Raw genomic sequence first — 26,391 nt, forward strand, 5'->3', positions numbered from 1 at the left:
TAAAAAGTTGTCTTCATCCCATTCATGGGTTTGCTCAAGAGCGCGGCAGGAAGACAGGCCGGCACCAGGCGTGTCGTGGATTGGACAAGCCCGACGACAGGTTGCGGCCGCCTTTTCAGGAACGGCCCGACAGGATTGCTGGGGAGGCAAGCTGAATTCACGCCGCGTTCAACCGCGTTGCACATTGGTCTCATCCCACCCCCCCTTTGTCAGTTCCAAGGCCTGCCGCTCGAACAGGCGGCGGTAGATGCCGTCGCGACGGATCAGCGCGGCATGGTCGCCCTGCTCGGTGATGCAACCACGGTCGAAGACAAGCAGCCGGTCGAGTGCCCGCACCGTCGAAAGCCGGTGCGCAATGACGAGCGTGGTGCGCCCGACCATGAGCCGCTCCATCGCCTTCTGGATCAGCACCTCCGATTCCGAGTCGAGGCTTGATGTCGCCTCGTCCAGAATCAGGATCGGGGCATCGGCGAGGAAGGCGCGCGCTATCGCCACACGCTGGCGCTCGCCGCCTGAAAGCTTAACGCCGCGCTCGCCGACCAGCGTACCGTAGCCGTTCGGCAGGCGCGCAATAAAGTCATGCGCGCTGGCGAGCCGCGCCGCCTGCTCGACATCGGACCAAGAAGCACCCGGCCGCCCATAGGCTATGTTCTCGGCCAGCGAGCGGTGGAACAGGAGGGGCTCCTGCTGTACGATCGCGATCTGGGAGCGCAGCGAGCCCTGCGTCACCCGCGAGATGTCCTGCCCATCGATCAAGATTCGTCCAGCATCCAGGTCGTAAAGCCGCTGGATGAGCTTGACGAAGGTGGTCTTGCCGGAGCCAGAGGGGCCGACCAGACCGACCCGTGCGCCGGCCTCAATCGAAATCGACAAGTCGCTGTAGAAGGGCGACCAATGATTGCCGTAGTGGAAATGGACGCTCTCAAAATCGATGTGACCCTTCGTGATCCGGATCGGCTTGGCGCCCGGAACATCGGCCACGTCGGGCGGCTGGCTGTAGGTTTGGACCAGTTCCTCCATCTCATTTACAGAGCGCTGGATGTTGCGCACGTGTATGGAAACATCACGCAAGTACCCATACAGGACGGTGAAAGACCCGAGCACCAAGGCGATGTCACCTGGGGTAGCCTGGCCGCGCGACCACAAAAATAAGGCATAGCCGATCAAAGCCGCTCTCAGCGCAAGAAGCATGATCCCCTGGAATGCAGCACTGACCGTCCCGCGCACCCAGGTCCGGAGGGTGCGGTGCCGCCACTTGGAGATAACTTTCGCCAGGCGATGATCTTCCCGCACCTCGGCGCCGAAGCCTTTGACCACAGCGTTACAGCTGATCGCGTCCGCAAGCGAGCCGCCAAGCCTCGTATCCCAGTTGTTGGCGAGGTTTGCGGCTGGCGCCACATAGCCGAGCGACAGGACAATGATCAGCGCCACATAGCCAACCGAGCCGCAAGCGATAATCAGCCCCATCATCGGCCAATACCAGCCGAGCAGAACGCTCGACCCCACGAGCATGATGAGCGACGGGAACAAGGCAAGAAGGATCGTGTCGTTAAGGAGGCAGAACGCCCACATGCCGCGCGTGATCTTGCGCACCGTAGAGCCGGCGAAGGTTTTCGCATGCCAATCGGTCGAAAAGCGCTGGACGCGATGGAACGCGTCGCTGGCGATGTCCGACATCATCTTTAGAATGAAGTCATTGACGGCAATGAAGGCGATGTTGCGCATGACGACGGCGCCGAGTGCGAGCGCAATCAACATTGAAAAGGCCGCAAGAGCCGCATCCCACACGACGGCGTCGGCTGCCGCTCCTTGGGCGACCGCGTTTACGAGCCGTCCGGAATAGAGCGGCGTCAGAACGTCAAGGAGCGTTGCGACAAGCACCGCGAGCATGATGATCGGGAGCCGGACCGGTTGCCTGCTCCAGTGGCGCATGGTGAAGGCGAAAACGTCGCGAAAGGCGGCGCCGCGGAGATCGATGTGAAAACGCCGCGTGGCTTTGTACGAGCGCAGCAGGCCGCTCGGTCTCAAGAAACCCGAAATGGAAGGTCTGCGTGAGGACGAAAACATCGCTCGGAATGCGGGTGACTGATCTGGACCTGACATGTTGCTTTCTTTCCTTCGTTCCATCGATCGCGATGTCACCCGCGAGATGAATATCGGCCGCGGGCACGCGCTGCCCTACGGGGAGAGAACCGCAAAAGCCGCGCCAAAGCTCAGAAAGAAGCTCAGAAGAATTTTCTGCATATTCTACAATGACAAACGAGATCTCAGCAGGGCAACGGGGGCGTAACAGTGCCGTGTCGCGCACTCGACAAACCCGACAGGACGCCTCGGTCGCGCCGGCATCCTTGGCGAACGGCCCGACAGGATTGCTCCTCACGCGAAGCGGAATTCACGCCGATTTAACGGCGTTCCGCGTTGAACAATTCCCTCCGATGTCGGACATGCGACATAGCAGTGTTGGAGCCATCATGTTGTTTTGAAATGATCCCCTCCTTTGGCACGGTCCATGCGTAGCTGTTCGAGAACGCGTCCCGGCCTGAAGGAGAAACAGTCCATGATCCAGCACACCGAAACGCCCTGGCCTAAAGACGGCGTTTTCCCGAGCCGGCGCAAGCCTGGCGCATCAAGTCGAGGCGAGCGGCCGCGCCGGCTCCAAGAAGCGCGCGGCAACTCCTTCGGCTAGCCATCATCATGACAGACCGGAAGTGCGCTTTGCGTGATTGCGCTCAGGAGAAGGATCACATCAATGAGGCCTGTTTATCTGGATAACAACGCAACGACACGGGTCGATCCTGAAGTCGTTCAAGCGATGCTGCCGCTTTTTACCGACCAATTCGGCAACCCTTCGTCGAGCCACGATTTTGGCACTTCCGCCGGGGCGGCGGTGAGAAAGGCGCGCCTGCAGGTGCAAACGCTCATCGGCGCGGAGTTCGACGACGAGATTACCTTCACCTCGGGCGGGACGGAAAGCGACAACGCCGCGATCCTTTCAGCGCTCGAGGTGATGCCTGAGCGCGCAGAGATCGTGACTTCCGCAGTCGAGCATTCGGCCGTGCTGACGCTTTGCGCCCACCTGGAGAAGACGCGCGCCATCAAGGTGCATAGGATCCCGGTGGATCGCCACGGCCGGCTCGACCTCGACACTTATAAGGCCGCCCTCACCCCGCGCGTGGCGATCGTCTCGATCATGTCGGCGAACAACGAGACCGGAACGATCTTCCCGGTGGTCGAGCTTGCTGAGTTGGCCAAGGAAGTCGGCGCCCTTTTTCATACCGACGCGGTGCAAGCGGTCGGCAAGCTTGCGATCGACTTGAAATCGACGGCAATCGATATGCTGTCTCTCTCCGGTCACAAATTACACGGACCGAAAGGGGTCGGCGCACTTTATGTAAAGCGCGGCGTGCGCTTCTGTCCGCTGATCAAGGGGGGAGGCCAGGAGGGCAACCGCCGCGCCGGCACGGAGAATACGCCAGGCATCGTCGGTCTCGGCGTGGCAGCCGATCTTGCCTTGAAATTCATGGACGACGCGAACATACGGGTAAAGGCGTTGCGCGACCGCCTGGAGAAGGAACTTCTCCAGCGCATCCCACACGCCTTCGTCGCCGGCGATTTGCTAAAGCGGTTGCCGAACACCGCAAACATCGCCTTTGGAGATATCGAAGGTGAGGGCATACTGCATTTCCTCAATCGCGAGGGCATTGCCTGCTCCTCCGGCTCTGCTTGCGCCTGCGGCTCGCTGGAGCCGAGCCACGTCTTGGTGGCGATGAATATCCCCAATAACGCGGCACACGGCGCAATCCGTTTCTCCTTTTCGCGCAACAACGGCGAGGAGGACGTCGACCGGGTGCTCGAGGTCATGCCCGGGATCGTTAAGGAGCTGCGTGAGCTTTCCCCATCTGCCAGCCAGGCGAGAGGACTTCAATCAACTCCAGGCCTGGGCGACAAGGCAAACCCGACAACCGTTTCCGGCCCAGGAGAATGCAATGCGCAGTTGTTTCGCTGAAAGCCGCGCCATCGATGTCACCGACATCCTCGCCCGGCTGAAGAGCCTGTCGGCTGCGGAGGAGTTCTTCGCAGTCCTTGGCATCTCTTATGATCCGAGGGTGCTCAATGTCTCACGGCTGCATATCCTGAAGCGCATGGGCCAATATCTCGCTGAAGAGGATTTCGCCGGTCTTCCCGACGGGGTGATCGCCGCGCGGGCGCGTGCGACGTTGGAACGCGCCTATGAGGATTTCGCGACATCCTCGCCACTCACCCACCGGGTCTTCAAGGTGCTCAAAGAGCACGATCCCGACAAACCGGCCACTCGGGACCACACCTTTGTCCCGTTCGAGTCGATCCTGAGGCGGTTCGGGACAGAATGAACGCGACACGAGTGCGACGCGACAATGTCGAAAAGCCGACAAACTCGGTCATCACGACGGTACCGTTCGGAAGAAAACAACCCCATGTCAAAAGGAAACAGAGCAACGCAAAGCGGTTGGCACGAATGATGCTGCGAAGGAGATGAACGCCAGGGCCGCTTGCGGATTGGAGCCGAGAAAGACGCAATGCACATTGTAATCTGTATCAAGCAGGTGCCGGACTCCGCGCAGATACGTGTCCACCCGGTGACGAACACGATCATGCGCCAGGGCGTGCCGACCATCATCAACCCTTACGACCTGTTCGCCCTCGAAGAGGCACTGAGATTGCGCGACGCCCATGGCGGCGAGGTCACCGTGCTTACGATGGGTCCGCCGATGGCAGAAGATGCGCTGCGCAAGGCGCTCACCTATGGCGCCGACCGCGCGGTACTCTTGACCGACCGCTGTTTTGCCGGCTCCGACACGCTGGCGACCTCCTTCGCGCTTTCTCGGGCAATCGTGAGAATTGGCGAGACCTTCGGCGCGCCGGACATCGTCTTCGCCGGCAAGCAGACGATTGACGGCGATACCGCCCAGGTCGGGCCCGGCATCGCCAAGCGCCTCGGCCTCCTGCAGTTCACCTATGTGGCGAAGATCGACTCTATCGATGTCGATGCTCGCGAGATCACCGTCAAGCGCCGTTCGGAAGGCGGTACGCAGATGCTGAAAAGCAGGCTGCCTTGCCTCATCACAATGCTGGAAGGCACCAACGAAATCCGCAGAGGCTCGCTCGAGGACGCCATGCGCGCCGCGCGCAGCCAGATCGTGAAATGGAGCGCGGCCGAAGCTGGCATTGAGGACCTCAACAAATGCGGCCTGCGCGGCTCGCCGACGGTCGTCAAGCGCGTTTTCGCCCCTACCACGCGGGCGGAAAAGGCGACGCAGATCGACATGACCGACAAGACGCAGCACGACCTCGCTGACGAACTGATCGCCTCAATCTTTACCCGCCAGCCAGCGCTGGAACACGAACTCGCCTTCGACGGCGGCCAGTGACGGGACGGCAAGGAGAGATGATGTCGAACGCTAACCGCGAAGCCCCTCCTTCCGCCGGCCGTGCCGGCATCAAGAGGGAATTGCCTGAGCACTTTAGGGACTATCGGCACGTCTGGGTTTTCATCGAACTGGAACGCGGCGAGGTCCATCCCGTGTCCTTCGAACTGCTTGGCGAAGGCCGCAAGCTCGCCGACAAGCTAGGCATCCAGCTTGCGGGGATCGTGCTTGGACCGCCGGGTGACGCGACGCAGCATGCCGTTGCCGAGGCCTTCGCTTACGGCGCCGACCTTGTCTACCTCGTCGAGGCACCGTTGCTTGCCGACTATCGCAACGAGCCTTTCACTAAGGCGATGACGGATCTGGTCAATACCCACAAGCCGGAAATCCTGCTTCTCGGTGCGACCACGCTCGGCAGGGATCTCGCTGGCTCAGTAGCGACGACCTTGCTGACAGGGCTCACTGCCGACTGTACCGAACTCGATGTAGATGTCGACGGTTCGCTCGCCGCGACCCGTCCGACTTTCGGCGGTTCCTTGCTGTGCACGATCTATACGCTCAACTACCGGCCGCAGATGGCCACGGTACGACCGAGGGTTATGGCCATGCCACCGCGGACGGACAAGCCGGTCGGGCGTGTCATCCGGCACAAGCTGTCAATGACCGAGGAAGAGATCATCACCAAAGTCCTTGGCTTCAACCTCGATCGCCAATCGGCAAAGGCAAATCTCGCCTACGCCGACATCGTGGTTGCCGGAGGCCTCGGTCTCGGCTCAGCGGAGAATTTGCAGCTTGTGAAGAATCTAGCGCGGGCAATCGGCGCCGAATATGGCTGTTCGCGCCCGTTGGTCCAGAAGGGCTGGATGCCTGCCGATCGGCAGGTTGGCCAAACGGGCAAGACCATCCGGCCAAAGCTTTACATAGCGGCCGGGATTTCCGGCGCCATTCAGCATCGGGTTGGCGTGGAGGGGGCTGATTTGATCGTAGCCATCAACACCGACCCGAACGCCCCGATCTTCGAATTTGCCCATCTCGGCATCGTCACCGACGCAATCCGTTTCCTGCCGGCATTGACGGAAGCTTTCACCCGGCGGCTGTCGCCGCACAGCCACGACAAGCTTGCGAGCTAAGGGAGAGGGCCATGATCGAGGAAGAATTCGACGCCATCGTCGTCGGGGCCGGTATGTCCGGAAACGCGGCCGCCTACACCATGGCAAGCCAGGGCCTGACGGTGCTGCAGTTGGAGCGCGGCGAGTATCCGGGCTCCAAGAATGTCCAGGGCGCCATCATGTACGCCGACATGTTGGAGCAAATCATTCCGGATTTCCGGGATGATGCGCCTCTCGAGCGGCATCTGGTCGAGCAGCGATTCTGGGTGATGGACGACACCTCCCACACCGGGATGCAGTATCGATCGGACGATTTCAACGAGGCGAAGCCCAATCGCTACACGATCATCCGCGCCCAATTCGACAAGTGGTTTTCGCGCAAGGTGCGCCAGGCCGGCGCGACGGTGCTGTGCGAGACGACGGTGACCGAACTTGTCCGCAATGCCAGCGGCAAGGTGATCGGCGTGCGCACCGACCGGGCTGGCGGGCCGATCTACGCGGACGTCGTCGTGCTCGCAGAAGGTGTCAACGGACTGCTCGGTACACGGGCCGGCCTGCGCAAGATGCCGAAGCCAGAAAGCGTGGCGCTCGCTGTCAAGGAAATGCATTTCCTACCCGATGAGGTCATTGAGCAGCGGTTCGGCCTCCAGGGCGACGAAGGCTGCGTGATCGAAGCGGCGGGCACGATTTCCCGCAGCATGGCCGGACTGGCCTTCCTCTACACCAACAAGGAGTCGATCTCTCTCGGCATCGGCTGCCTCGTCTCCGATTTCGCCCAGACAATGGAGAGCCCTTACGTCCTCCTCGACAACTTCAAAAACCATCCTTCGATCCGGCCGCTGATCGCGGGCTCGGAAGTCAAGGAGTATTCCGCGCATCTCATTCCCGAAGGTGGCTACAAGGCAATTCCGCAGCTCTTCGGCGACGGTTGGGTGGCGGTCGGTGATGCCGCCCAACTGAACAACGCTATTCACCGCGAGGGTTCGAACCTTGCCATGACTTCCGGTCGCATCGCGGGCGAGGCAATCATTGAGATCAAGGGCCGCAACCAGCCGATGATCAGGAGGAACCTCGCCCTCTACAAAACCATGCTGGACAAGTCCTTCGTAGTCAAAGACCTGATGAAATATAAGGACATGCCGGCCCTGATACACACCAATTCCCGCAATTTCTTCATGACTTACCCGCAGTTGATGTCGCAGGCCGCGCAGAACTTCATGCGGGTCGACGGAACCCCGAAAATCGAGAAGGAAAAGGCGACCACTGCTGCCTTCATCAAGGCGCGTTCGCGCTGGGGGCTGATCAGCGATGTGGTCCGCCTGGCACTCGCCTGGCGCTGAAGGAGAAACAGGATGACGATGGCCGTGACGAAGTTACGTGTCGAGGAGAAGCTTTATCAGAACCGCTATCTGGTCGATCCGGGCCGCCCGCATATCAAAGTGCGACCGCACGAGAGGCCGAGCGCGAACCTGCTCGCGCTGACACACATCTGCCCGGCCAAATGCTATGAGTTGAACGACAAGGGACAGGTGGAGACCACTTCCGACGGCTGCATGGAATGCGGCACCTGTCGCGTGCTGTGCGAGGCCAGCGGTGAGATCGTGTGGAATTACCCGCGCGGCGGCTTCGGCGTTCTCTTCAAGTTCGGATGACTGGCGCAAAGAGCGGGAAACGAGAGGCTCGGAATGCGGTCAAGACCGCCAATATTGTTCACAATTGCCGAAAGGCTGAAAATACTATGTTTCTGGAACTCAAAATACAAAAAAGGGCCTGGGAGGAGCACCTTGGACAACCCTTGAGGTGTTTGCATGGCTCACATGCTTCCAGATCAGGTCGGTGAAATTGTATCTCGGAACACCCCGCCTGAACCTGCGGTCGAAGCGGCGCTCAATGCGGATAGCTTGCTCGGGGGAATCTACGAGATATCGAAGATTCTGACTGCCCCGACCCGGCTGGAGATTACGCTTGCCAATGTCGCGAATATCCTCTCCTCGTTTGTGCAAATGCGTCATGGCGCAATTGTCGTCCTGGACGCTGAAGGAGAGCCGCAGATTAGCGCAACTACCGGCGGCGCTGTGCCTCAGTCAGCCATCGGCAGTGTCATACCCCAGGCCGTAATAGACAAAATCGTCGCTACTGGAGTGCCGATCGTCATACAAGACACAAGCACGTCGGAGCTGTTTCAGGCCGATCCTCAATCGACCAGCGGCACGATCGCAACTGCGTTTATCGGTGTCCCGCTAAAGGCTGAGGAAAAGATCTTCGGGACGCTGTCGATCGACCGGGTCAGGAACGGTACCACCAAGTTCCGTTACGAGGAGGACTTACGTTTCCTGGCCATGGTCGCCAATCTGGTCGGCCGGACCATCCGCCTGCATCGCACTTTGAGCACGGCTGGTCAGCGACTTATCGAGAAGCAACCGAGACCAGAGCAATCGCTCGACGAGGACAGGACCCATCCGGCCCGACATCCGCATGTCAAGATCGACGGAATCATCGGAGAAAGTCCCGCACTCAAGCAAGTGCTGGAGATCGTCTCGGTCGTGGCCAGGACCAATTCCACCGTGCTTCTGCGAGGCGAAAGCGGTACCGGCAAGGAGTTCTTTGCACAGGCCATCCATAAGCTTTCGCATCGGAGGGAGAAATCCTTCGTCAAATTGAACTGCGCCGCATTGCCCGAAAGCGTCTTGGAATCGGAGCTCTTTGGCCACGAGAAGGGCGCCTTCACCGGGGCTATCCTGCAGCGCGCCGGCCGGTTCGAATTGGCGAATGGCGGAACCCTGCTGCTTGATGAAATCGGCGAGATTTCGCCTGCCTTTCAAGCCAAGCTGTTGCGCGTCTTGCAGGAAGGAGAACTTGAGCGAGTGGGCGGCACCAGGACCCTAAAGGTTGACGTGCGGCTCATATGCGCCACCAACAAGGACCTCGAGATGGCTGTCCGGAATGGAGAGTTCAGGGCCGACCTTTATTACCGCATCAATGTGGTGCCAATAGTCTTGCCTCCCCTCAGAGAGCGGCCGGGCGATATTCCACGCCTTGCCAAAGCTCTCCTCGATAGATTCAACAAGGAGAACCATCGCGATCTTGCCTTCACGCCGTCGGCGCTTGACCTGATCTCGCAATGCTATTTCCCTGGCAACGTGCGTGAGTTGGAGAATTGTGTGCGACGGACGGCCACACTTGCGCGTTCAATGACAATAACTCCGTCGGATTTCGCCTGCCAGAACAGCCAGTGCCTTTCTTCGCTTCTGTGGAAAGGAGTCGGCCGTTCGCACGGCGCCTATGCCGTCGACGAGTTCGCACGTGGCAATATGATGCCGGTTGGATCGCCGCTGCCTGCCATGCGAGTCGGCCCCTCCCAGAATGAGGCATCGCCCGGCGAGACCTGCGACCCCAACCATCCAGCTTGCCCAGCAATCAACCAGCGTCTGACGGAACGCGACCGACTGATCGATGCGATGGAGAAAGCCGGCTGGGTTCAGGCCAAGGCGGCTCGTTTCCTCGGTCTCACGCCGCGGCAGGTCGGCTATGCTCTGCGCCGGCATCATATCGAAGTGAAGAAGTTCTAAACGTCCCTGATGACATCAAACGTGGGGGCGCGGTTGCTGCCCGCACCGGGCGTAACTGAGACAAGACGTCACTTTTCGCGTTGCTTTTGACCGTTGTCGGCGACCTGACAAAACCGTGTCGCAGGAAACGGACACAATTGGACACAAAAGGCCGACGTAAAAGCCAACATGACGGATAAGACCGCTTTTGGGGTTGGCATATCTCTTGCGCTCTGAAGTGCGATGTTCACACCACGCACGGAGCCGCTCCATGTCCGCACCGATGATTTCGCTACAGGGCCTTTCCGGCACGACAGTCTTCGATCAGTCGCCGGCGAGAGCGAAATCCGGTGGCTGCGCATCTTCATCCTGCGGCTCCTCCGCGAAGCCGCACGAGATGGACTCGGCCGTCTGGGAGAAGATCAAGGATCATCCCTGCTTTTCAGAGGAAGCGCACCACTATTTCGCGCGCATGCATGTGGCGGTCGCCCCAGCCTGCAATATTCAATGCAACTACTGCAATCGCAAATATGACTGCGCCAACGAAAGCCGGCCTGGGGTCGTTTCGGAAAGGCTGACGCCCGACCAGGCGCTGCGCAAGGTGATCGGGGTTGCCAACGAAGTGCCGCAGCTTTCCGTGCTTGGCATCGCCGGACCGGGCGATGCCTGTTACGACTGGAAGAACACAAAGGCGACATTCCAACGGGTCGCCAAGGAAATCGGCGACATCAAGCTGTGCATCTCAACCAACGGGCTCGCGCTGCCAGACCGCGTCGCCGAGCTTGCCGAAATGAATGTCGATCACGTGACGATCACCATCAACATGGTCGACCCGCGGATCGGTGCCAAGATCTATCCGTGGATCTTCTATGGCAACCGCCGTTATACCGGCGTTGAGGCCGCCACGATCCTGCACGAACGACAGATGTCGGGGCTGGAGATGCTGACGGCGCGCGGCATCCTCACCAAGATCAATTCGGTAATGATCCCCGGCGTAAACGATGAGCACCTGATCGAGGTGAATAAATGGGTCAAGGAGCGCGGCGCGTTCCTGCACAATGTCATGCCGCTGATTTCCGACCCGGCGCACGGTACGCATTACGGCCTGAGTGGGCAGCGCGGCCCCAAGGCAATGGAGCTGAAGGCCCTTCAGGATCGTCTCGAAGGCGGCGCCAAGTTGATGCGCCACTGCCGGCAGTGCCGGGCCGATGCTGTCGGCCTGCTCGGCGAGGATCGTGGCCAGGAATTCACGCTCGACCGGCTTCCCGACAAGGTCACGTACGACGCCAGCAAGCGCGAGACATATCGGGCAGTGGTCGCGCGCGAGCGGGGCGATCGCCTGGCGGCCAAGAGCGAGGCGCTCGGGATGGTCAAGACCGCAGGCTCCGGCAAATCGCTTCTGGTAGCGGTGGCGACCAAGGGTGGCGGCCGCATCAACGAGCATTTCGGCCATGCGAAGGAATTCCAGGTTTATGAGGCCTCTCCGAAAGGGATCAGTTTCGTCGGTCATCGCAAGGTCGAACAGTATTGCCTCGGCGGCCGGGCCGAGGACAAGAGCCTCGACGGCGTCATCTCTACGCTCGAAGGCGTAGACATCGTGCTGTGCGCGAGAATTGGAAATTGCCCCGAGGATCGTCTCAAGGAAGGTGGGATCCGAGCAACGGAGGCTTACGGGTATGACTACATCGAGACCGCGATCGGCGCGCTTTACGCCGCCGAGTTTGGGAGTGAGCCACTGGCTGCGACGGCCTGAGCCGCCTCATTGTAACCGAACCGGAGTTGAAAATGGCCTTTAAGATCATCGCTTCCCAATGCACCCAGTGCGGTGCCTGTGAGTTTGAATGCCCTTCGGGCGCGATTAAGTTCAAGGGCGAGACCTACGTGATCGATCCGAAAAAGTGCACCGAATGCGAGGGGACCTTCGAAACGCAGCAATGCGCCTCGGTATGTCCGGTGTCGAAGACTTGCGTCCCTGCCTGACCTCCATTTCGGCTACTGACACGGTCGAGGCGCCTCCGCAGGACCATCGACCTCCTGTTGGAAAGATGCAGCCGAGAGAAAGGAACGGCCATGAGCCTCGGACGCGAACAGGACATCGAAATCCGTACACCCCCGCGATTCATGCCGGGTGAGCGGGTCCGCGCCACACGCCACATAAAAAATGACGGCACCTATCCGGGCAAGGAGATCGGTGAAAATCTGGTGCGCAAAGGCGACGAGGGCTATGTGCGCGACATCGGCACCTTTCTCCAGCAGTTCTACATCTATGCGGTCGAATGGGTCGATCGCGGCACCGTCGTCGGCATGCGTGCGCGTGAACTCATGAGCCTTGAGACGGCCCGGACTCCTTCCAGTGCCGAAATCGGTGCTGGGTTTGACGAAGGAACGGCCCGATGAGGGTAATGATCCGCAGGACCCGTGCTGGCTTGTCGGCATATATTCCCAAAAAGGATCTCGAAGAGCCGATCATCAAGGTCGACAACGAACACCTATGGGGTGGCGCCGTGACGCTGAAGAACGGCTGGCGGCTAGTCCTGCCCGACCTTCCGCGCGATACGCCTTTGCCGATTACCGTGGAAGCAAGGAAGATTTCCGACGAGGACTGACCTTCGGGTTGACACAAAGAGAGCGGCAAAGGGATACGAGCATGAACACAATGACCTCGGGCCATCTCGTCGTCATTCGGGACAGTTTTGCCGAAAGGCAGCTTGACCTTTTGAAGAAAGGGCTCGCGGCCGATCAGGTCATTCCCTATCTCGGCCCGGGTCTGCTTGAGATCCGCTCCGCGGGACCGCCCGTACCGCATACCCCCGAAGCCGTTGCCGCAGCGCTCAACAAGCGCGCGCCAGCCCCTTCGAAGATTCGCACCAACATGTGGTCGGTAGCGCAGTATATCGAACAGCGCCGGCACCGCCGGACGCTTCAAGTTTGGATGGCCGAAATATTCGCGGCCCCGGTGGTGCCGACCATCTTGCATGCCTGGCTTGCAACGCTGCCGCTCTCCGTGATCGTCGACAGCTGGTACGACGGTGCCATGCGCGCGGCTCTAATACAGACCCGCCGAACGGACGTCGTCGAAATACAGGGCGTAACACGGGCGCACGAGATCGGTGACATTTGGACGAAAGCCTACGATTTGTCCGGGATATTACTCGAATCCGCACCAGCGGCGAAGACGGTTCTCTACGCCCCTCACGGCGGTGCCAGGCCGGCCGCAAACTTCCTCGTCGCAGATTCCGACTACGTTGAAGTGCTGAGCGAAATCGACATCCAGACGCCGATCCCTGACCTGGTGAAGGAACGGCGAGCTAGTCGTGGTCTTTTCTTCATCGGCTGCCGCTTCAACGATCAGATGCTGCGCACCTATGCCCGGCAGATCATGAAGCGCTCCAATGGCCCACATTTTGCGGCAATCGATACAGCGACGCTGACCAAGAACGAGCGTCGTTTCCTTGCGGCAAGCGCAATCACGGTCATTGACATGCCGACGGGTCAGGCCGCAGCCCGTCTCGTCGGACTGGGCGAGACATTGCATGAAGCCAAACGGGGTATCGTTTGAGCCATTCTCAGACACCTCAACATTGCCGAAAAGGTAAAACGGGCAATTGACTTCCGGGTTTTTCAACAACTCCGAGAGGCACTCTGAAAAGCTACGACGGTTATTGCATTCGAGGCTGCAGCGGATATGGCATTCGATGCTGCGGATGAACACAGCGGCGACGGGCTCGAACCAGCCGAGCAGAGCATAGTCTGGCGCCAGGGTTGTCGCGGCGAGCGGTCGCAGCTGATCGGCTTCACTTGGCGGTAAAAGCTGTGGCACGGCGCGATGACCAGGGCCGGTTGGGGTCGATGCCAATCGAGCTAAGGCCAAGCGTGCTCACCGCATAGGCGGTCACCTGCCACTGCCATATAGGCGGTCACCTGCCACTGCCATCCCAGAGCGTCAGGATGATCGCGTTGCGCGACAGCTTGGCGCGCCGCAGACGCGAGCGATTGGTTCAGGGCAGCCCGCTTCGCCATCAACGAGACCCGCTGCTGCATGAGTTGTAACGCCCGCACCACGGCGCCGCGAATCCGCGCTTGTGGCGCCATGACCTTGAGGCGAGTGAGTTCGGCGCTAACAACGCAGACTGAACCAATCCGATCAGCCCGGCCCATGCCGGAGAGCACGGCGACCAATGCCGCCAGCTCCACCACGCAGGGGACACGATCCCGCCTGCGGCTAAGCGCGAGTTGAAAAGCATACGTCGACGCCCGCCATTTCCGCATGCACCGCCTTGGATAAGGCCTGCCTCGAGGCATGATGCGGGCCTGGTTGGCTTTCCTGTCGATGCCAGCTTCGTAAGCAGCGGCTCCCGCGAGGTCGAGCAGTTCTAACTGGCGGCTTGAGTTGACGGCGCTCACGCACAGCCGTTCCAGGTGCGGCCAGTTATGCGGCCTTCCCCTTCCCATTTGGCTTGGGCAAGCTTCTGGGTGATCCTCTGCATCGCCGGTCGCAGAGAGGTCCGGTCTGCAAAGTCAGCACAGGCCACTATTGCGGCCGCCTCGAGATGTATGCGTCCCTCTCATCTGTTTGGCCGGACTGGGCGAGCTTGCACCCGGTCGGACATGCAGTCCAACTTGGATGCGCGCTTCCACATCAAGCCGCATGAAGGCGAAGAAAATCCTCATACGTCGCTTGCAACCCGGCACCAAGGGACGTTTTGGCTTTCCAGCCAAGGTTACGCAAGCGCGTTACGTCCAGTAGCTTGCGCGGAGTACCGTCTGGCTTCGTCGTGTCGAACACCAAATTGCCCTCCCAGCAGACCGCCGCCTTGACGAGTTCCGCCACCTCGCGAATTGTGACGTCCTCACCAACGCCAACATTAATCAGGGGCGCAGTGTCGGGGGCTGTCAAGGCGTCAAAATCCGAATCTGGCAGGCCAAGCAGGAACGCAATGGCATCGCCTACATCCGACGAATACATAAACTCTCGCCGAGGATTTCCGGATCCCCAGACCCCCACAGAGGAGTCGCCGTTCATTTTAGCTTGATGAAAGCGGCGTATCAGAGCAGGCAGAACGTGACAATTTTCGGGGTGATAATTATCGCCGGGACCATATAAATTGGTCGGCATCAACGCGAGATAGTGCGCCTTGTACTGCCGGTTGAAAGACCAGCACGATTCGACACCTGCGATTTTTGCCAAAGCGTAGGGACGATTCGTCGCTTCAAGCGGACCGGTGAGAAGGTATTCCTCCCGTATCGGCTGCGGACAGTCGCGTGGATAGATACACGAGGAGCCAAGAAAAATCATCCGTTCGACGCCGGAAGCGTAAGCGGCATCAAAAACACTGACTTGAATCGCGAGGTTGTTATGAAGGAAATCGACAGGGGAGCTGGCGTTCGCCAGTATACCACCAACCTTCGCGGCGCACATAACGACGTAATCTGGCCGCTGCGACATGAAGAACCTGCGCGTCTCGCTCCGGTCAAATAGATCCAGTTCGTCGTGAGTACGTGTTATTATCTCATAGGATCCTAACGCCTCGAGGGCTCTCATCGTGGCCGATCCAACAAGGCCGCGATGGCCTGCCACATAGACTTTCTTCATCTTTTTGTTTTCCATTGTTAACGCTCTGGGCGCTCCTTAAGAAGGCCAACATAGCACTGACAACAACCCCGCATGGCGCCGCCGTTGTCAGCATAACTCTCGTGGACTGTGTGAATAATAACCCTGATTCATCAGCACTGCTTCACGCTCCGCCATGCGCAAATCTTCCCGAACCATCTCCCTAACCAATTCGATGAAGGAGATTTTGGGCTCCCACCCAAGTTTTTCTTTCGCCTTGCGGGCATCGCCGAGAAGTGTCTCGACTTCTGCAGGACGAAAATAGCGGGGATCTACTTTTACGATCAGAGCTCCCGTCTTTGCATCGTACCCCTCTTCGTCGACCCCTTCCCCCACCCAACGAACATCGATGCCGAGTTCAGCGGCCGCGACGGTGACGAATTCGCGCACCGAATGTTGCTCACCGCTAGCGATCACAAAGTCTTCAGGTTGCTGCTGCTGCAGCATCAACCACTGCATCTGGACGTAGTCTCGAGCGTGCCCCCAATCGCGACGCGCATTAAGGTTGCCGAGGAATAGAGTGCGTTGCATTCCAAGCTTAATCCGAGTCAAGGCGCGCGTGATTTTGCGAGTTACAAATGTTTCTCCGCGCGCAGGTGACTCATGATTAAATAAAATGCCGTTACATGCATACAAATTGTAAGATTCTCGATAATTTACGGTGATCCAGTGAGCATACAATTTGGCAACAGCGTAGGGGGACCGGGGGTAGAACGGTGTCGTCTCGGTCTGTGGCGTTTCCCGCACCAGCCCGTAGAGCTCAGACGTCGAGGCTTGGTAGTAGCGCGTATGCTTGACGAGCCCCAGGATCCGAATTGCCTCGAGGATACGCAGCGCACCCAAGGCATCGGAGTTCGCGGTGTATTCTGGTTCTTCAAAGGAGACTGCAACGTGGCTCTGAGCTGCCAAATTGTAAATTTCGTCCGGCTGAACCAGTTGGATGACGCGCGTAAGGCTCGACGAGTCTGTCAAGTCCCCGTGGTGAAGTGTAAGATCAACGCCACTTTCATGAGGGTCATGATAGAGATGGTCTATACGGCCCGTATTAAAAAGAGACGATCGTCTCTTTATCCCATGCACAGAATAGCCCTTTTCTAAAAGCAATTCTGCGAGGTAGGAACCGTCTTGTCCCGTAACCCCGGTGATTAAAGCTACTTTTCTCTTTGACAAGCTTGAATCCTTTTGATTTTGACGCGCCCATGAAAACGCTCGCCTGCGGCGGGATTGCGTGGCGAGAAAGGGGCGTGTTGGGCAGGGCGAACGGGGGCCTCTGCGCGAAGGCAAGGGAGAGTTCGATCGGGATGCCAGCCTTTCATGGAGCCGGGGAACGTTCGAAAGTGTTGTCGATCAAGATCAAACGACGCGGGTCATTCAAATCGAATTCGACAATTCGTGGCACGAAGAGGCGGGCGTAGCGGGTGAAGGCGCTAGTCGGAGGAAAGCGAATAACAGTGTCGCATCGACCGAGGAGATACATCTCAACGAGCGCGGAAAACCCCCCGTCGGTGCCCAGTGCTGCACTGTGTAAGGGGCCGGCCTGATCCGCCTGGAAGCGTTTTGGGACGGTGAAAAGTTCGGGAAATACGCCCGACAGGTGATCAACAACCTTGGCGCTGTCTGTACACAAGAACACCCTTACAGGTCTTGAATGCGGTTGCGCCTTCGCCATACGAATGGCAGTGCATACCTGCTCTAAGGCAACCTTCGGATCAGCCCAGTAAGGTGCGTGATCCATAATATCTTCGCCGTTGCCGTGGCGGACATGGACTCCAATTATGCTGTGCCCGTCAAAATGTTCCTGGTAGAGCGCTTCAATGCGATCCTCAATTTCGACCCTCGGTGTGATGCTCCTAAATATGGTTCGCTCGGCCTTTTCATCGCAGCGCCACATCAAGCAAGCATCACACACTACCGTGTTGGCTTCACAATCATCTTGGGCCTGGAAAAGATCGTTAAGCTCGTCACGTTCTTGGAAAATCTGTTCATCCGGACGGTACACGCAGTCGATGGATGGCTTGTTCCACCACGACGGGAAGAAGGGACCAGGGAATGAGACGTGGTTGATCTGGTCATCGCAAATGACCCGTACACCACCGATATCCTCAATTGGCTTGAAGAAAGCTGGAAAGGCATTCGCAAACGGGTTGTCAAGGTAACAAGAGCCGCGCCAATCTATTGCTAAAGCTCGTCCCGTCCGATGTGCGTAGTCCCAAGCCGACGCGAGAGACCACAGGCAATCACCGAGACCCGTGCGCCGTCGAGAAACAACGAACCGATCGTTCCTTGAGCGATCAACAAGCATCTAAATTGCCTCTCTCCAGAACACCACAAGCCTCAGCTTTGCTGCTGCGTTTGAGGCAAGCGCCTGCGCAATTCGGGGAAGATTGTCGTGCTGTGCCAATGCGATGTAGCTTGCGTCTGTCGCGGAAGTGCCTGGCCGCGATGGACGCGCGCCTGGGCTGGTCTTCCGCGCAGACCAGAAAATGCTCTTCGGAGCCAACGCAAACATCAACCACTTTCCTTAAGGCTGCTACATTCTTGAATTCTTTCTATGCATCGTGCCGTAACATCGGTAAAATCGTCTGTTTCGATGAAACGCATCCACGCCATGGATGGCTAGTGACATGGGTTCCAGAGCGTTGGCTGTGAACCCTCTCGCTGTGCTCGACGCACCGCTAACCCCAGCGGAACCTCACGGTGACAGCACGCAGCATCGACCTAAGTAAGCCGGCCATGAGCGCGGGCCGCGGCCACGAAGCTTCGACTGGGCCAGGTTCTGCATGGGAGCGCCACAAAGAAAGAGGCGATGCGTCGAGCTGTAAGCGAGCCTGAGCTCGCTTTCGAAGCGCTATGCCATCAACCCCAAGACGGTCGCGAAGTGGAGGAGCGGAGTTCGACCGCCGATCTGCCCACCGGCCCCAGGGAGCCGAGATCGAAGGTGCTGTCTGCCGTAGAAGAGGACCGTTGTTGTGGCCTTCCGCCGCAACACACTGCTGCCGCTGGACGATTGCCTCTACGGCCTTGCAGCCGACGATCCCGCATCTGACGCGCTCTTCATTGCACCGATGTCTGCAGCGCAAGCATCGGCTTCTTCCACATTGATATTGCGGAGATCCCAACCGAACAGGGCAAGCTAAACATCAAGGCCTTTGTACCGCGGCACCGCCTGTCGCGAACCTTCGCGCCCCTCTGTCCCGCCGGCACCAAAGGAGACCGTCGCGGCGCCGTTGTTGCTAGATCACATTCAATTCCCTAAACGCCCGCCCTTCGGCGACACGGATGTACCCAAACGCGGAGCAATCGACCGTGCGGTAGCCGCCATGCACGAGAAGCTCGGCCAGCGCCTTGCCGACCGCCGGGGCCTGCTGCAGACCGTGGCCTGAAAATCCGTTGGCGAAGAGGAAATTTTTCACCTTGGGGTGCGGCCCGATCACCGCGTTCTGGTCGAGCGTGTTGTAATCGTAGTGCCCGGCCCAGGCGCGGGTAGGCTTGATGGCCTCGAAGGCTGGAATGCGGGTCGCCAGCACCGGCCAAATCACCTCTTCGAACAGCGGCCAGTCGACCTCGAAATCCTGGGGGTCGGCCGGGCCGTCGCCTTCTTCCGGTTCGGCGCCGCCAGTGAGATAGACCGGGCCTTCCGGCCTGACATAGATGCCGGAGGGATCGACCAGCAGCGGCATGTCGGCATATTTTTCGCGCGCCTCGAAGACGAAGACATTGCGCTTGCGCGGCTCGACCGGCAGCGCCAGCCCGGCGAGAGCGGCGACCTTGCCGGCATTCGGCCCGGCGGCATTGAGGACGGTGCCTGCTTCGATCGTCTCGCCATTGTCGAGCCTGACGCTGGTGACACGGTGGCCCTGCCGCTCGATGCCGATGACCGAGGCGGTCATAAAGTCCACGTTCTTGCCGCGCAGCGCCTTGCGGAACAGCGTCAGCATCGCATGCGCGTCGAACCAGCCTTCGCCGCTGCGGCCATAGGCGCCGGCAGAAATGCCTTCGGTCGACAGCCAGGCGAAGCGCTGCGTCAACTGCTCGGCATCCTCGAGCACGATGTCGGCGCCCTCGGCGATCTGCGCCTCGTGATTGGCCTTGAGGATCGGTAGCCCGGCTTCTCCGGCGAGGATCAGATAGCCGCTCTCGCGGAACCCGATATCGGCATCCGTGCCGAATTCTTCCTTCAGCCGCCGGAACAGCTTCAGCGCGAATTGCGACAGGCGGATGTTTTCAGGAATCGAAAACTGCTGGCGAATGGAGGCGCAGGACAACGTCGTTGCCGCGTGCGCGAACTGCGGATCGCGCTCGATCAGCGCGATCGAGCCGGAAAACCCTTCCTCGCGCAGATAGTAGGCGATCGAGGAGCCGACGATGGCTCCTCCGATGATAACGATGTCGTAACGCACTTTTTTGTCGCCTTTCCGGTAACCGCCCGTGTCGATCACACAGCCGTCAGCATGATGTCGAAGCGCGTGCCGCGGCGGGCGCGGGCCTAGCGAGTTGAAAGGCCGCATGCGCTTGATCCAGCGGCGTTCACGCAGCTGCCGGTCCTGCCTCACGCAGCAAGTCGTCGGCTCTGTCCGTCTTCTCCCAGGTGAACTCAGGCTCTTCACGGCCGAAGTGTCCGTATGTCGCCGTGTTGCGGTATATCGGGCGTACGAGATCAAGCATCTTGATGATGCCTTTCGGTCGGAGATCGAAAACATGCGAATCCAAACATGAGGCCCTGATCCCGCCCTTGCTCGAGATCCTGCCATCGTTGGCATCGTCGTAGCCAATATCGAGTATCGTATCGCGGGCGACTTGGGTGTAATCGATGTGCGCATGGCTGGTACCCTCGTCCTGCTGGCTTTGTCATTTCGCGCTCTTCGCAAATGCTGTTTGGCGGCGGAACATAAAACGACACCAGATTTCTGCCGCCACTGATCTCGAAAGTTGTGATGAGCGTACCATTGACAGCGATTTGCGCTCGCAACGATTCCATGAATTTCTTTGAAGGATCTGTTGCAACGCTAAACAACAACGCAACGAGATTGGCGGGGGCCTGGTAAGACGGCAAGCTCGAACTGGTTGGCCAAGAGGGAGGCGATCGGCGCACCTTTCCCCAGGCGACGTGCTAACTTGCATCGTGCACCTCATCCGCCATTTGCTAAATGTTTAGTCCCGGCATTTGCTGGAGCGGATTGAAAGTGAACGCTCGGGCTGGGAAGCCCATGCCTTCCAGATGAACTCGCAGGGCGTGAGGCCCTTGAGGGTCTTCAGCTTGCGGCCGAAATTGTAGGCCGCGACGAAGTCGGCAAGATGCCGACGCAGTTGGTCGCGATCGTCGTAGTGGAAGCGCTTGACGGTTGCGTCTTGATGGTCCGGTTCATTCTCTCGACTCTTCTCGCCGGCCTGTCGCCGTCGACATCTGGCAATCGGCCGATGCTTGCCTGCAGGCAGCGGTGGGAGCGCGTCAGATGCGCGACGTCGGCTGCAACGCGTAGAGGCAATCGTCGAGCGGCAGCAGCCTTGTTGCGGCGGAAGGCCACAACAACGGTTTTCCTCGACAGACAGAACTGTCGACTCCCTGGAGCCGGTGGACAGATCGCGGTCGAATTCCGCTTCTCCACTTCGCGACCGTCTTGGGGTTGATGCCATAGCGCTCCGAAAGCGACCTCAGGCTCGCTTCACCTAGCCCATAGTGCATCCTTTGAGTCGGACGAGAATGGCGAAATTTCTTTTCCGCGACATGCAAGCAAGAAGGCTTCAGCCAATGGCGGTTTTTCGATAATCGGCCGTGTCTATCCCATGTCGTTTCAGCTTGTCGTAGAAGGTCTTGCGGGGAACTCCCAGGACTTCGATCGTGCGCCTCACGTCGCCGCCGCATTCCTGCAAGGCATCGCGGATGATAGTCGCCTCATAAAGGCTGACCTTCTCGGACAAGTGGAGGCTTGATACCGCTTGTTCCTTTCGACCTGATGCAATGGGCGTGCCCAGCCTTTCAAGTCCCAATGCAACGCGATCGGCGAAATGCACGAGTTCACGGACATTGCCGGGCCAATTGTGGCTCACGAGGCGATCGCGCACGCCAGCGCTGATGTCCGGAACTGGCCTGCTGAAGCGTTTGGAGGCGCGTTCCAGGAAATGCCCAAAGAGCATCGGGATGTCTTCGCGCCTTTCGCGAAGCGGCGGGATGCGGAGCGTCACCACATTCAGCCGGAAATAAAGGTCTTCCCGGAAATCTCCGCGGGCGGCCGGATCGCCGAGATCGGCCTTGGTAGCCGACACGACACGAAGGTCGATGCTGCGGGTTTCGTTCGTGCCAAGCGGCGTGATCTGCCGGGTCTCAAGCACCCTCAGAAGCTTCACCTGGAGTGCTGGCGGCATCGACTCGATTTCGTCGAGGAAGAGCGTCCCTCCGTTCGAATGCTCGATGCGACCGGTCCTGCGCCTCTGCGCGCCAGTAAAGGCGCCTGCCTCGTGCCCGAAAAGTTCGCTATCGATGACGCTTTCGGGCAGCGCTCCACAATTCAGGGCAACGAAGGGCTTCGTGCGTCGTCTGCTCCAGCGGTGAAGCAGATCCGCGACCACCTCCTTGCCCGTGCCCGTCTCGCCTTCCACAAGGACATCCACATCGGTATCGGCGATCTGGCGGAGAGTTTCGCGCAATCGAATCATGGTCGGTGCCTCCCCGATCAGCGGGATATCGCCCGCAGATCGGACAACCGCATCCCTAAGACGTCTGTTTTCCAGGACCAGGCGCCGTTTTTCCGAAGCGCGATGCAGCGTCACGAGAAGCCGGTCGTTCGCATATGGCTTCGAGATGAAATCGTAGGCGCCATCCTTGATGGCGGCAACGGCCAGCTCGACGTCGGCATGCCCGGTGATCAGGACAACCGGAATTTCCGGGTCGATCGCCTTCACTCGCTCGAAGAGCTGAAGTCCGTTCAGCCCGGGCATACGGATGTCACTCACGACAGGGCCATCGAAGTTCCCGTCGATTCTGGCGAGTGCGGCCTCAGCCGAACCGAACACGCTCGGTGAGAACGAGGCAAGCTTCAGCATCTGCGTGGCTGCGCGAAGCACATCCTCGTCATCGTCGATAAAAATGACCGGTCCTGATTCAGCACTCATGCCGCTCGCCTCAGCTCGACCGTGAAGGAAGTCCCTCTCCCGTGGCCGGCATCATCATGCCGCAACGAGCCGCCGAGCTCACGTGCGATCTCTTGCGAAATGACCAGGCCAAGACCGAGACCCTTTTCCTTGTTGGTAACGAACGGCATGAAGAGGCTCCTGCGAATGTCGGGGGCAAGGCCGGGGCCGTTGTCCCGAAGGGAAATAGCGACCATTTCCCCGTTTTCGGCGAGCGCTATCTCGACGCGGGGCTCCGGTTGATCCTTCAGAGCGTCAAGCGCGTTCTGGAGAAGGTTGACGAGTATCTGCTCCAGTCGCATGCGGCTTGCCATGACAATTGGAGACGGATCGATCCGCTTCCGTTCAATCGTCACCCCGGAATCGCGAATTCGGCCTGAAAGAAGCGACAGAGCGCCGTCGATCGCGTCGTCCGCCAGTATCGGTCCCATCGATCCGCTGGCGCGGCGGGAAAAGGACCTTAGCGTTTCAGTGATCGTGCCGATCCTGCCGGTCATGGCGACGATCGAGGTCAGATTCTCGGCGGTTTCTTGCGACCGGCCGATCCCTAGAAGACGCGCGGCATTTTCAGCATAGGTGCGGATTGCGGCGACCGGCTGGTTGATCTCGTGGGCGACCCCGGCCGTTATCTGTCCCAGGATTGACAAGCGGTTCGCCTGGGCGAGTTCGTCGCGCAGGCGACGCACTCTTGCTTCAGCGTTCTCTCGCTCGGCGATCTCACCGGCGAGCGCTGCGTTCGAGCTCTGGAGCTCCGCCGTGCGCAGTTCGACGCGATGCTCCAGTTCCGCATTCAGCAACACAAGCACTTCTTGCCGCTGCCGGGCCGCCCGCCGCCGTCGAACAATGATGAAAATGACGAATCCAACGAGAACGAGGGCAAGCAGCGTTGTCACGCGGGCTGTCATGACCGCCGAGGAGATCTCGGTGTCGGCGGGGATGAGCAACGACATGCGCCAGCCCGGAACTGCTTTGCCGAGATCCTGCGAAACCGCAACGAAACCGGCTGATCGACTCTCAGGAGTTGCGGTGACCAGGTTGTCGCCGCGGCGGGAAAGCGGCACCGGCTCGAAAGTCACGCCCGGTAGCTGCAGACGATCGCGAGCGGTTTGCTTCTCCTTTGCGGAAAGCGGTGAGAGAGCGCCAAAACGCCATTGGGGCACGCTCGTGGCAAGAACCACGCCTCGCTCATCGGTCGTGAAGACCACGAAGCCGCTCTCCAGCCAACGCAACTCGACGCGGTCGAGCTCCACCTTCACCACAACCACACCGAGCGGCCCCTCCGGCCCATCGACCCGGCTCGACAGATAGAGACCAGGGCGCGCGCTAACCGTGCCGAGCGCATATTGCATAGCCGCGCCATCCGCCATCGCCTCGGTGAAGTAGTGGCGAAAGCGGTAATCGCTGCCGACGAAACTGGTCGGCTCGCCAGCGTTGCTTGCAGCGACCGCTACGCCCTCAGGATTAATGATGTAGAGTATAGAAGAGCCGGCGTCGCGCGCGATGGCGCGAAGCTTCTCATCAAGCGCGGCTTCGTTGGCAGTGCTCGGACTGCGAAGCATCTCCTGAACGGCACCGTCGCGTGCCAGAACCAGCGGAATCATTCGCTGCTTCTCGATCTCTCCTTTCAAACTGTCGGCTGCAAGCGGGAACGCGGCAAGAGCACGGTCGCGTAGGGCATACTCTGCTCTGGTGCCGGCGATGCGTCCCGTTGCAAAGACGACGAAACAGAGCGCCGCACCAAGAATTGCAAGCAAAACCACAAGCCAGAGAGATCGACCGCCGGATCTACCAGGGAAGACCAATGGGGCGCGCTGGAAGGCGCCATTACCCATGTCTTCTTCTTCTGCCATCGTATTCTTAAAACCGATCATTGACGAACCATAGTGCGGGGTTCCGCCAGAAGGGAAGGCGATCCGTGCGGAAAACCGCACAATCTTGCTGCGCGATTTGTTGAAGATACCTGAGGCTCCGGCGATTTCCGCGCTCTCTTGGCTTGGCACGGCTATTGCGGTCAACAACGCAGCAGCGTTCGACCGGGGCGCCGCGATGGGAGAAGCCGCGGGGAGGAACAGCCCGCCCCAAACCGGTCAGGGAGAGAAAACTTACATGTTGACCCCACTGGCTCCAAGCGTAAAGCGCGCACCCCGCAAGACCCTTTTTGCCAAGCCTTACGTGCAGGTGCTTGTCGCAATCCTGCTCGGAGTCGCGGTTGGCCATTTTTATCCGCAAATCGGAGAAAACCTGAAGCCGCTCGGCGATGCCTTCATCAAGCTCGTCAAGATGATCATCGCGCCCGTTATCTTTCTGACCGTGTCGACTGGAATTGCCGGCATGAGCGATCTTCAGAAGGTCGGCCGTGTTGCCGGCAAGGCGATGGTCTATTTCTTCACCTTCTCGACGCTCGCGCTTATCGTCGGCCTCATCGTCGGCAATGTCATTCAGCCTGGCGCCGGCCTCAACATCGATCTGACCTCGCTCGACGTCCAAGCCGTCAATGGCTATGCCTCAAAGGCCCATGAGCAGTCCGTGACCGGCTTCCTCATGAACATGATCCCGACCACGATTGTCGGCGCCTTTGTGGAAGGCGACATTCTACAGGTGTTGTTCTTCTCCGTCCTCTTCGGCATCGCGCTGGCGATGGTCGGAGAATCGGGCAAATCGGTTCTTTCCTTCCTTCAGGACCTCACTGCACCCGTTTTCAAATTGGTCGGCATCCTGATGAAAGCCGCGCCGATCGGTGCTTTCGGAGCAATGGCCTTCACGATTGGCAAATATGGCATCGGTTCGGTAGCCAACCTTGCGATGCTGGTCGGGACCTTCTATCTCACGGCCTTCCTCTTCGTATTCGGGGTTCTCGGTGCAGTCTGTCGCTACAATGGCTTCTCGATCTTTTCTCTTATCCGCTACATAAAGGAAGAGCTGCTGCTGGTCCTCGGAACGTCCTCCTCCGAGGCTGCGCTGCCCTCTCTCATGGAGAAAATGGAAAAGGCCGGCGCCAAGCGCTCGGTCGTGGGCCTGGTTATCCCGACCGGATATTCCTTCAATCTGGATGGCACCAATATCTACATGACCCTCGCGGCCCTTTTCATCGCGCAGGCGACGAATACGGATTTGTCAGTTGGCGATCAGGTCCTGCTGCTGCTCGTCGCGATGCTTTCCTCCAAGGGTGCAGCAGGTGTCACAGGTGCCGGCTTCGTCACGTTGGCTGCTACGCTCTCCGTAGTGCCGGCAGTTCCCGTTGCTGGAATGGCGCTGATCCTTGGCGTCGATCGCTTCATGTCGGAATGCAGGGCACTGACGAATTTGGTCGGTAACGCGGTGGCATCGCTCGTCGTCGCCCGCTGGGAAGGCGAACTGGATCAGGCGCAATTGAAAGCTGCATTCTGCGGCCACCAGCCTGCCGAGACATCAACCGGCCAGCCACTGATAACGCCCGCGCCGAGCAACTCGGCAGCATCGCTGCCGGTTGAATCGCCTGGCTGGTCCCAAACGCCGGACGATCGGGCCGCGGGTTCCAAACAAACTTTCGCAGGCCGATGAAATCAAGAATCCCGAAATGCAGTGGGTGCAAAATCATCTGCGCCTTGCGA

21 protein-coding genes and 3 pseudogenes are annotated in these 26,391 nt (G+C 59.4%); 14 read left to right on the plus strand and 10 right to left on the minus strand.

All coding sequences use genetic code 11. The annotated features are described in order from the left end of the window. Positions 1-168 precede the first annotated feature (168 nt). Positions 169-2,067 (minus strand): ABC transporter ATP-binding protein, encoded by a 1,899-nt coding sequence (locus tag JG743_RS31705; protein ID WP_244673240.1) that lies wholly within the window; start codon positions 2,065-2,067, stop codon positions 169-171. Between the two features lie 682 nt (positions 2,068-2,749). Here JG743_RS31705 and nifS point away from each other — a divergent pair. From nifS to JG743_RS31765, 12 genes are all read left to right on the plus strand, one after another. After that, a complete protein-coding gene (gene nifS, locus JG743_RS31710) occupies positions 2,750-4,006 on the plus strand; it encodes a cysteine desulfurase NifS (RefSeq protein WP_202296341.1) in 1,257 nt (418 codons plus the stop codon). Next, positions 3,987-4,370 (plus strand): nitrogenase stabilizing/protective protein NifW, encoded by a 384-nt coding sequence (nifW, locus tag JG743_RS31715; RefSeq protein ID WP_010913572.1) that lies wholly within the window; start codon positions 3,987-3,989, stop codon positions 4,368-4,370. The genes nifS and nifW overlap by 20 nt, the downstream gene beginning before the upstream one ends. Positions 4,371-4,556: 186 nt before the next feature. Beyond that, positions 4,557-5,408, plus strand: coding sequence for an electron transfer flavoprotein subunit beta/FixA family protein (locus JG743_RS31720; protein WP_010913571.1), 852 nt, complete (start codon positions 4,557-4,559; stop codon positions 5,406-5,408). A 20-nt stretch (positions 5,409-5,428) separates the two neighbouring features. Further along, on the plus strand, positions 5,429-6,535 hold the full coding sequence (locus tag JG743_RS31725) for an electron transfer flavoprotein subunit alpha/FixB family protein (protein WP_202296343.1): 1,107 nt from the start codon (positions 5,429-5,431) through the stop codon (positions 6,533-6,535). Between the two features lie 11 nt (positions 6,536-6,546). Beyond that, entirely contained in the window at positions 6,547-7,854 is a 1,308-nt protein-coding gene (locus JG743_RS31730; RefSeq protein ID WP_027056558.1) for an FAD-dependent oxidoreductase, read from the plus strand. 12 nt (positions 7,855-7,866) lie between these two features. Beyond that, complete coding sequence (locus JG743_RS31735) at positions 7,867-8,166, plus strand: ferredoxin family protein (protein ID WP_006333856.1); 300 nt, start codon at positions 7,867-7,869, stop codon at positions 8,164-8,166. 156 nt (positions 8,167-8,322) lie between these two features. Then, positions 8,323-10,083 carry a nif-specific transcriptional activator NifA gene (gene nifA / locus JG743_RS31740; RefSeq protein WP_202296345.1) on the plus strand — a complete coding sequence of 587 codons (1,761 nt, stop codon included), beginning with the start codon at positions 8,323-8,325 and terminating at the stop codon, positions 10,081-10,083. A gap of 250 nt (positions 10,084-10,333) precedes the next feature. Then, positions 10,334-11,815 (plus strand): nitrogenase cofactor biosynthesis protein NifB, encoded by a 1,482-nt coding sequence (nifB, locus tag JG743_RS31745; RefSeq protein WP_096453589.1) that lies wholly within the window; start codon positions 10,334-10,336, stop codon positions 11,813-11,815. A 32-nt stretch (positions 11,816-11,847) separates the two neighbouring features. Next, positions 11,848-12,042, plus strand: a complete 195-nt coding sequence (locus JG743_RS31750) for a 4Fe-4S binding protein (protein WP_010913566.1) — start codon at positions 11,848-11,850, stop codon at positions 12,040-12,042. 90 nt (positions 12,043-12,132) lie between these two features. Further along, positions 12,133-12,459, plus strand: coding sequence for a nitrogen fixation protein NifZ (locus JG743_RS31755; RefSeq protein ID WP_096453587.1), 327 nt, complete (start codon positions 12,133-12,135; stop codon positions 12,457-12,459). Next, positions 12,456-12,668 (plus strand): putative nitrogen fixation protein NifT, encoded by a 213-nt coding sequence (nifT, locus tag JG743_RS31760; protein ID WP_010913564.1) that lies wholly within the window; start codon positions 12,456-12,458, stop codon positions 12,666-12,668. Before JG743_RS31755 ends, nifT begins: the two co-directional genes overlap by 4 nt. A gap of 41 nt (positions 12,669-12,709) precedes the next feature. Next, the gene (locus JG743_RS31765) at positions 12,710-13,621 is read left to right on the plus strand and encodes an SIR2 family NAD-dependent protein deacylase (protein ID WP_044548978.1); all 912 of its coding nucleotides are present in this window, start codon (positions 12,710-12,712) and stop codon (positions 13,619-13,621) included. A 302-nt stretch (positions 13,622-13,923) separates the two neighbouring features. On the opposite strand, the gene JG743_RS31770 is transcribed toward JG743_RS31765, so the two are convergent. From JG743_RS31770 to JG743_RS31785, 4 genes are all read right to left on the minus strand, one after another. After that, positions 13,924-14,466 carry a hypothetical protein gene (locus tag JG743_RS31770; RefSeq protein WP_199201483.1) on the minus strand — a complete coding sequence of 181 codons (543 nt, stop codon included), beginning with the start codon at positions 14,464-14,466 and terminating at the stop codon, positions 13,924-13,926. Between the two features lie 235 nt (positions 14,467-14,701). After that, on the minus strand, positions 14,702-15,670 hold the full coding sequence (locus JG743_RS31775; protein WP_202296347.1) for a GDP-L-fucose synthase family protein: 969 nt from the start codon (positions 15,668-15,670) through the stop codon (positions 14,702-14,704). Between the two features lie 72 nt (positions 15,671-15,742). Next, positions 15,743-16,843 (minus strand): GDP-mannose 4,6-dehydratase, encoded by a 1,101-nt coding sequence (gmd, locus tag JG743_RS31780; protein ID WP_010913561.1) that lies wholly within the window; start codon positions 16,841-16,843, stop codon positions 15,743-15,745. A gap of 142 nt (positions 16,844-16,985) precedes the next feature. Next, positions 16,986-17,975: a nodulation protein NodZ gene (locus tag JG743_RS31785; RefSeq protein ID WP_096453585.1), complete on the minus strand. Its 990-nt coding sequence runs from the start codon at positions 17,973-17,975 to the stop codon at positions 16,986-16,988. Positions 17,976-18,437: 462 nt separating this feature from the next. On the opposite strand from JG743_RS31785, the pseudogene JG743_RS31790 reads away from it, so the two are divergent. Beyond that, positions 18,438-18,833, plus strand: a pseudogene (locus JG743_RS31790) (IS481 family transposase); the annotation flags it as partial. Between the two features lie 73 nt (positions 18,834-18,906). Here JG743_RS31790 and JG743_RS31795 read toward each other — a convergent pair. From JG743_RS31795 to JG743_RS31815, 5 genes and pseudogenes are all read right to left on the minus strand, one after another. After that, positions 18,907-20,073 (minus strand): NAD(P)/FAD-dependent oxidoreductase, encoded by a 1,167-nt coding sequence (locus JG743_RS31795; protein ID WP_202296349.1) that lies wholly within the window; start codon positions 20,071-20,073, stop codon positions 18,907-18,909. A gap of 127 nt (positions 20,074-20,200) precedes the next feature. Continuing rightward, a pseudogene (locus tag JG743_RS31800) lies at positions 20,201-20,371 on the minus strand (methionine adenosyltransferase domain-containing protein); the annotation flags it as partial. Positions 20,372-20,816: 445 nt separating this feature from the next. Further along, a pseudogene (locus JG743_RS31805) lies at positions 20,817-21,356 on the minus strand (IS3 family transposase). Positions 21,357-21,415: 59 nt separating this feature from the next. After that, complete coding sequence (locus JG743_RS31810) at positions 21,416-22,783, minus strand: sigma-54-dependent transcriptional regulator (RefSeq protein ID WP_096453581.1); 1,368 nt, start codon at positions 22,781-22,783, stop codon at positions 21,416-21,418. Further along, positions 22,780-24,651: a sensor histidine kinase gene (locus tag JG743_RS31815; RefSeq protein WP_244673015.1), complete on the minus strand. Its 1,872-nt coding sequence runs from the start codon at positions 24,649-24,651 to the stop codon at positions 22,780-22,782. The genes JG743_RS31810 and JG743_RS31815 overlap by 4 nt, the downstream gene beginning before the upstream one ends. Positions 24,652-24,907: 256 nt before the next feature. Between JG743_RS31815 and JG743_RS31820 the strand changes: the two genes are divergently transcribed. Further along, positions 24,908-26,341, plus strand: a complete 1,434-nt coding sequence (locus JG743_RS31820; protein WP_202303126.1) for a dicarboxylate/amino acid:cation symporter — start codon at positions 24,908-24,910, stop codon at positions 26,339-26,341. Positions 26,342-26,391: the final 50 nt, after the last annotated feature.

Origin of the sequence: Mesorhizobium sp. 131-2-1 (genome assembly GCF_016756535.1) — a bacterium.
Taxonomy (GTDB): Bacteria; Pseudomonadota; Alphaproteobacteria; order Rhizobiales; family Rhizobiaceae; genus Mesorhizobium.

Coding starts and splice junctions, on each gene's coding strand:
- JG743_RS31705 (WP_244673240.1), bottom strand. CDS start 2,067: ATGTTTTCGTCCTCACGCAGACCTTCCATTTCGGGTTTCTTGAGACCG.
- nifS (WP_202296341.1), top strand. CDS start 2,750: ATGAGGCCTGTTTATCTGGATAACAACGCAACGACACGGGTCGATCCT.
- nifW (WP_010913572.1), top strand. CDS start 3,987: ATGCGCAGTTGTTTCGCTGAAAGCCGCGCCATCGATGTCACCGACATC.
- JG743_RS31720 (WP_010913571.1), top strand. CDS start 4,557: ATGCACATTGTAATCTGTATCAAGCAGGTGCCGGACTCCGCGCAGATA.
- JG743_RS31725 (WP_202296343.1), top strand. CDS start 5,429: ATGTCGAACGCTAACCGCGAAGCCCCTCCTTCCGCCGGCCGTGCCGGC.
- JG743_RS31730 (WP_027056558.1), top strand. CDS start 6,547: ATGATCGAGGAAGAATTCGACGCCATCGTCGTCGGGGCCGGTATGTCC.
- JG743_RS31735 (WP_006333856.1), top strand. CDS start 7,867: ATGACGATGGCCGTGACGAAGTTACGTGTCGAGGAGAAGCTTTATCAG.
- nifA (WP_202296345.1), top strand. CDS start 8,323: ATGGCTCACATGCTTCCAGATCAGGTCGGTGAAATTGTATCTCGGAAC.
- nifB (WP_096453589.1), top strand. CDS start 10,334: ATGTCCGCACCGATGATTTCGCTACAGGGCCTTTCCGGCACGACAGTC.
- JG743_RS31750 (WP_010913566.1), top strand. CDS start 11,848: ATGGCCTTTAAGATCATCGCTTCCCAATGCACCCAGTGCGGTGCCTGT.
- JG743_RS31755 (WP_096453587.1), top strand. CDS start 12,133: ATGAGCCTCGGACGCGAACAGGACATCGAAATCCGTACACCCCCGCGA.
- nifT (WP_010913564.1), top strand. CDS start 12,456: ATGAGGGTAATGATCCGCAGGACCCGTGCTGGCTTGTCGGCATATATT.
- JG743_RS31765 (WP_044548978.1), top strand. CDS start 12,710: ATGAACACAATGACCTCGGGCCATCTCGTCGTCATTCGGGACAGTTTT.
- JG743_RS31775 (WP_202296347.1), bottom strand. CDS start 15,670: ATGGAAAACAAAAAGATGAAGAAAGTCTATGTGGCAGGCCATCGCGGC.
- JG743_RS31785 (WP_096453585.1), bottom strand. CDS start 17,975: ATGCTTGTTGATCGCTCAAGGAACGATCGGTTCGTTGTTTCTCGACGG.
- JG743_RS31810 (WP_096453581.1), bottom strand. CDS start 22,783: ATGAGTGCTGAATCAGGACCGGTCATTTTTATCGACGATGACGAGGAT.
- JG743_RS31815 (WP_244673015.1), bottom strand. CDS start 24,651: ATGGCAGAAGAAGAAGACATGGGTAATGGCGCCTTCCAGCGCGCCCCA.
- JG743_RS31820 (WP_202303126.1), top strand. CDS start 24,908: ATGTTGACCCCACTGGCTCCAAGCGTAAAGCGCGCACCCCGCAAGACC.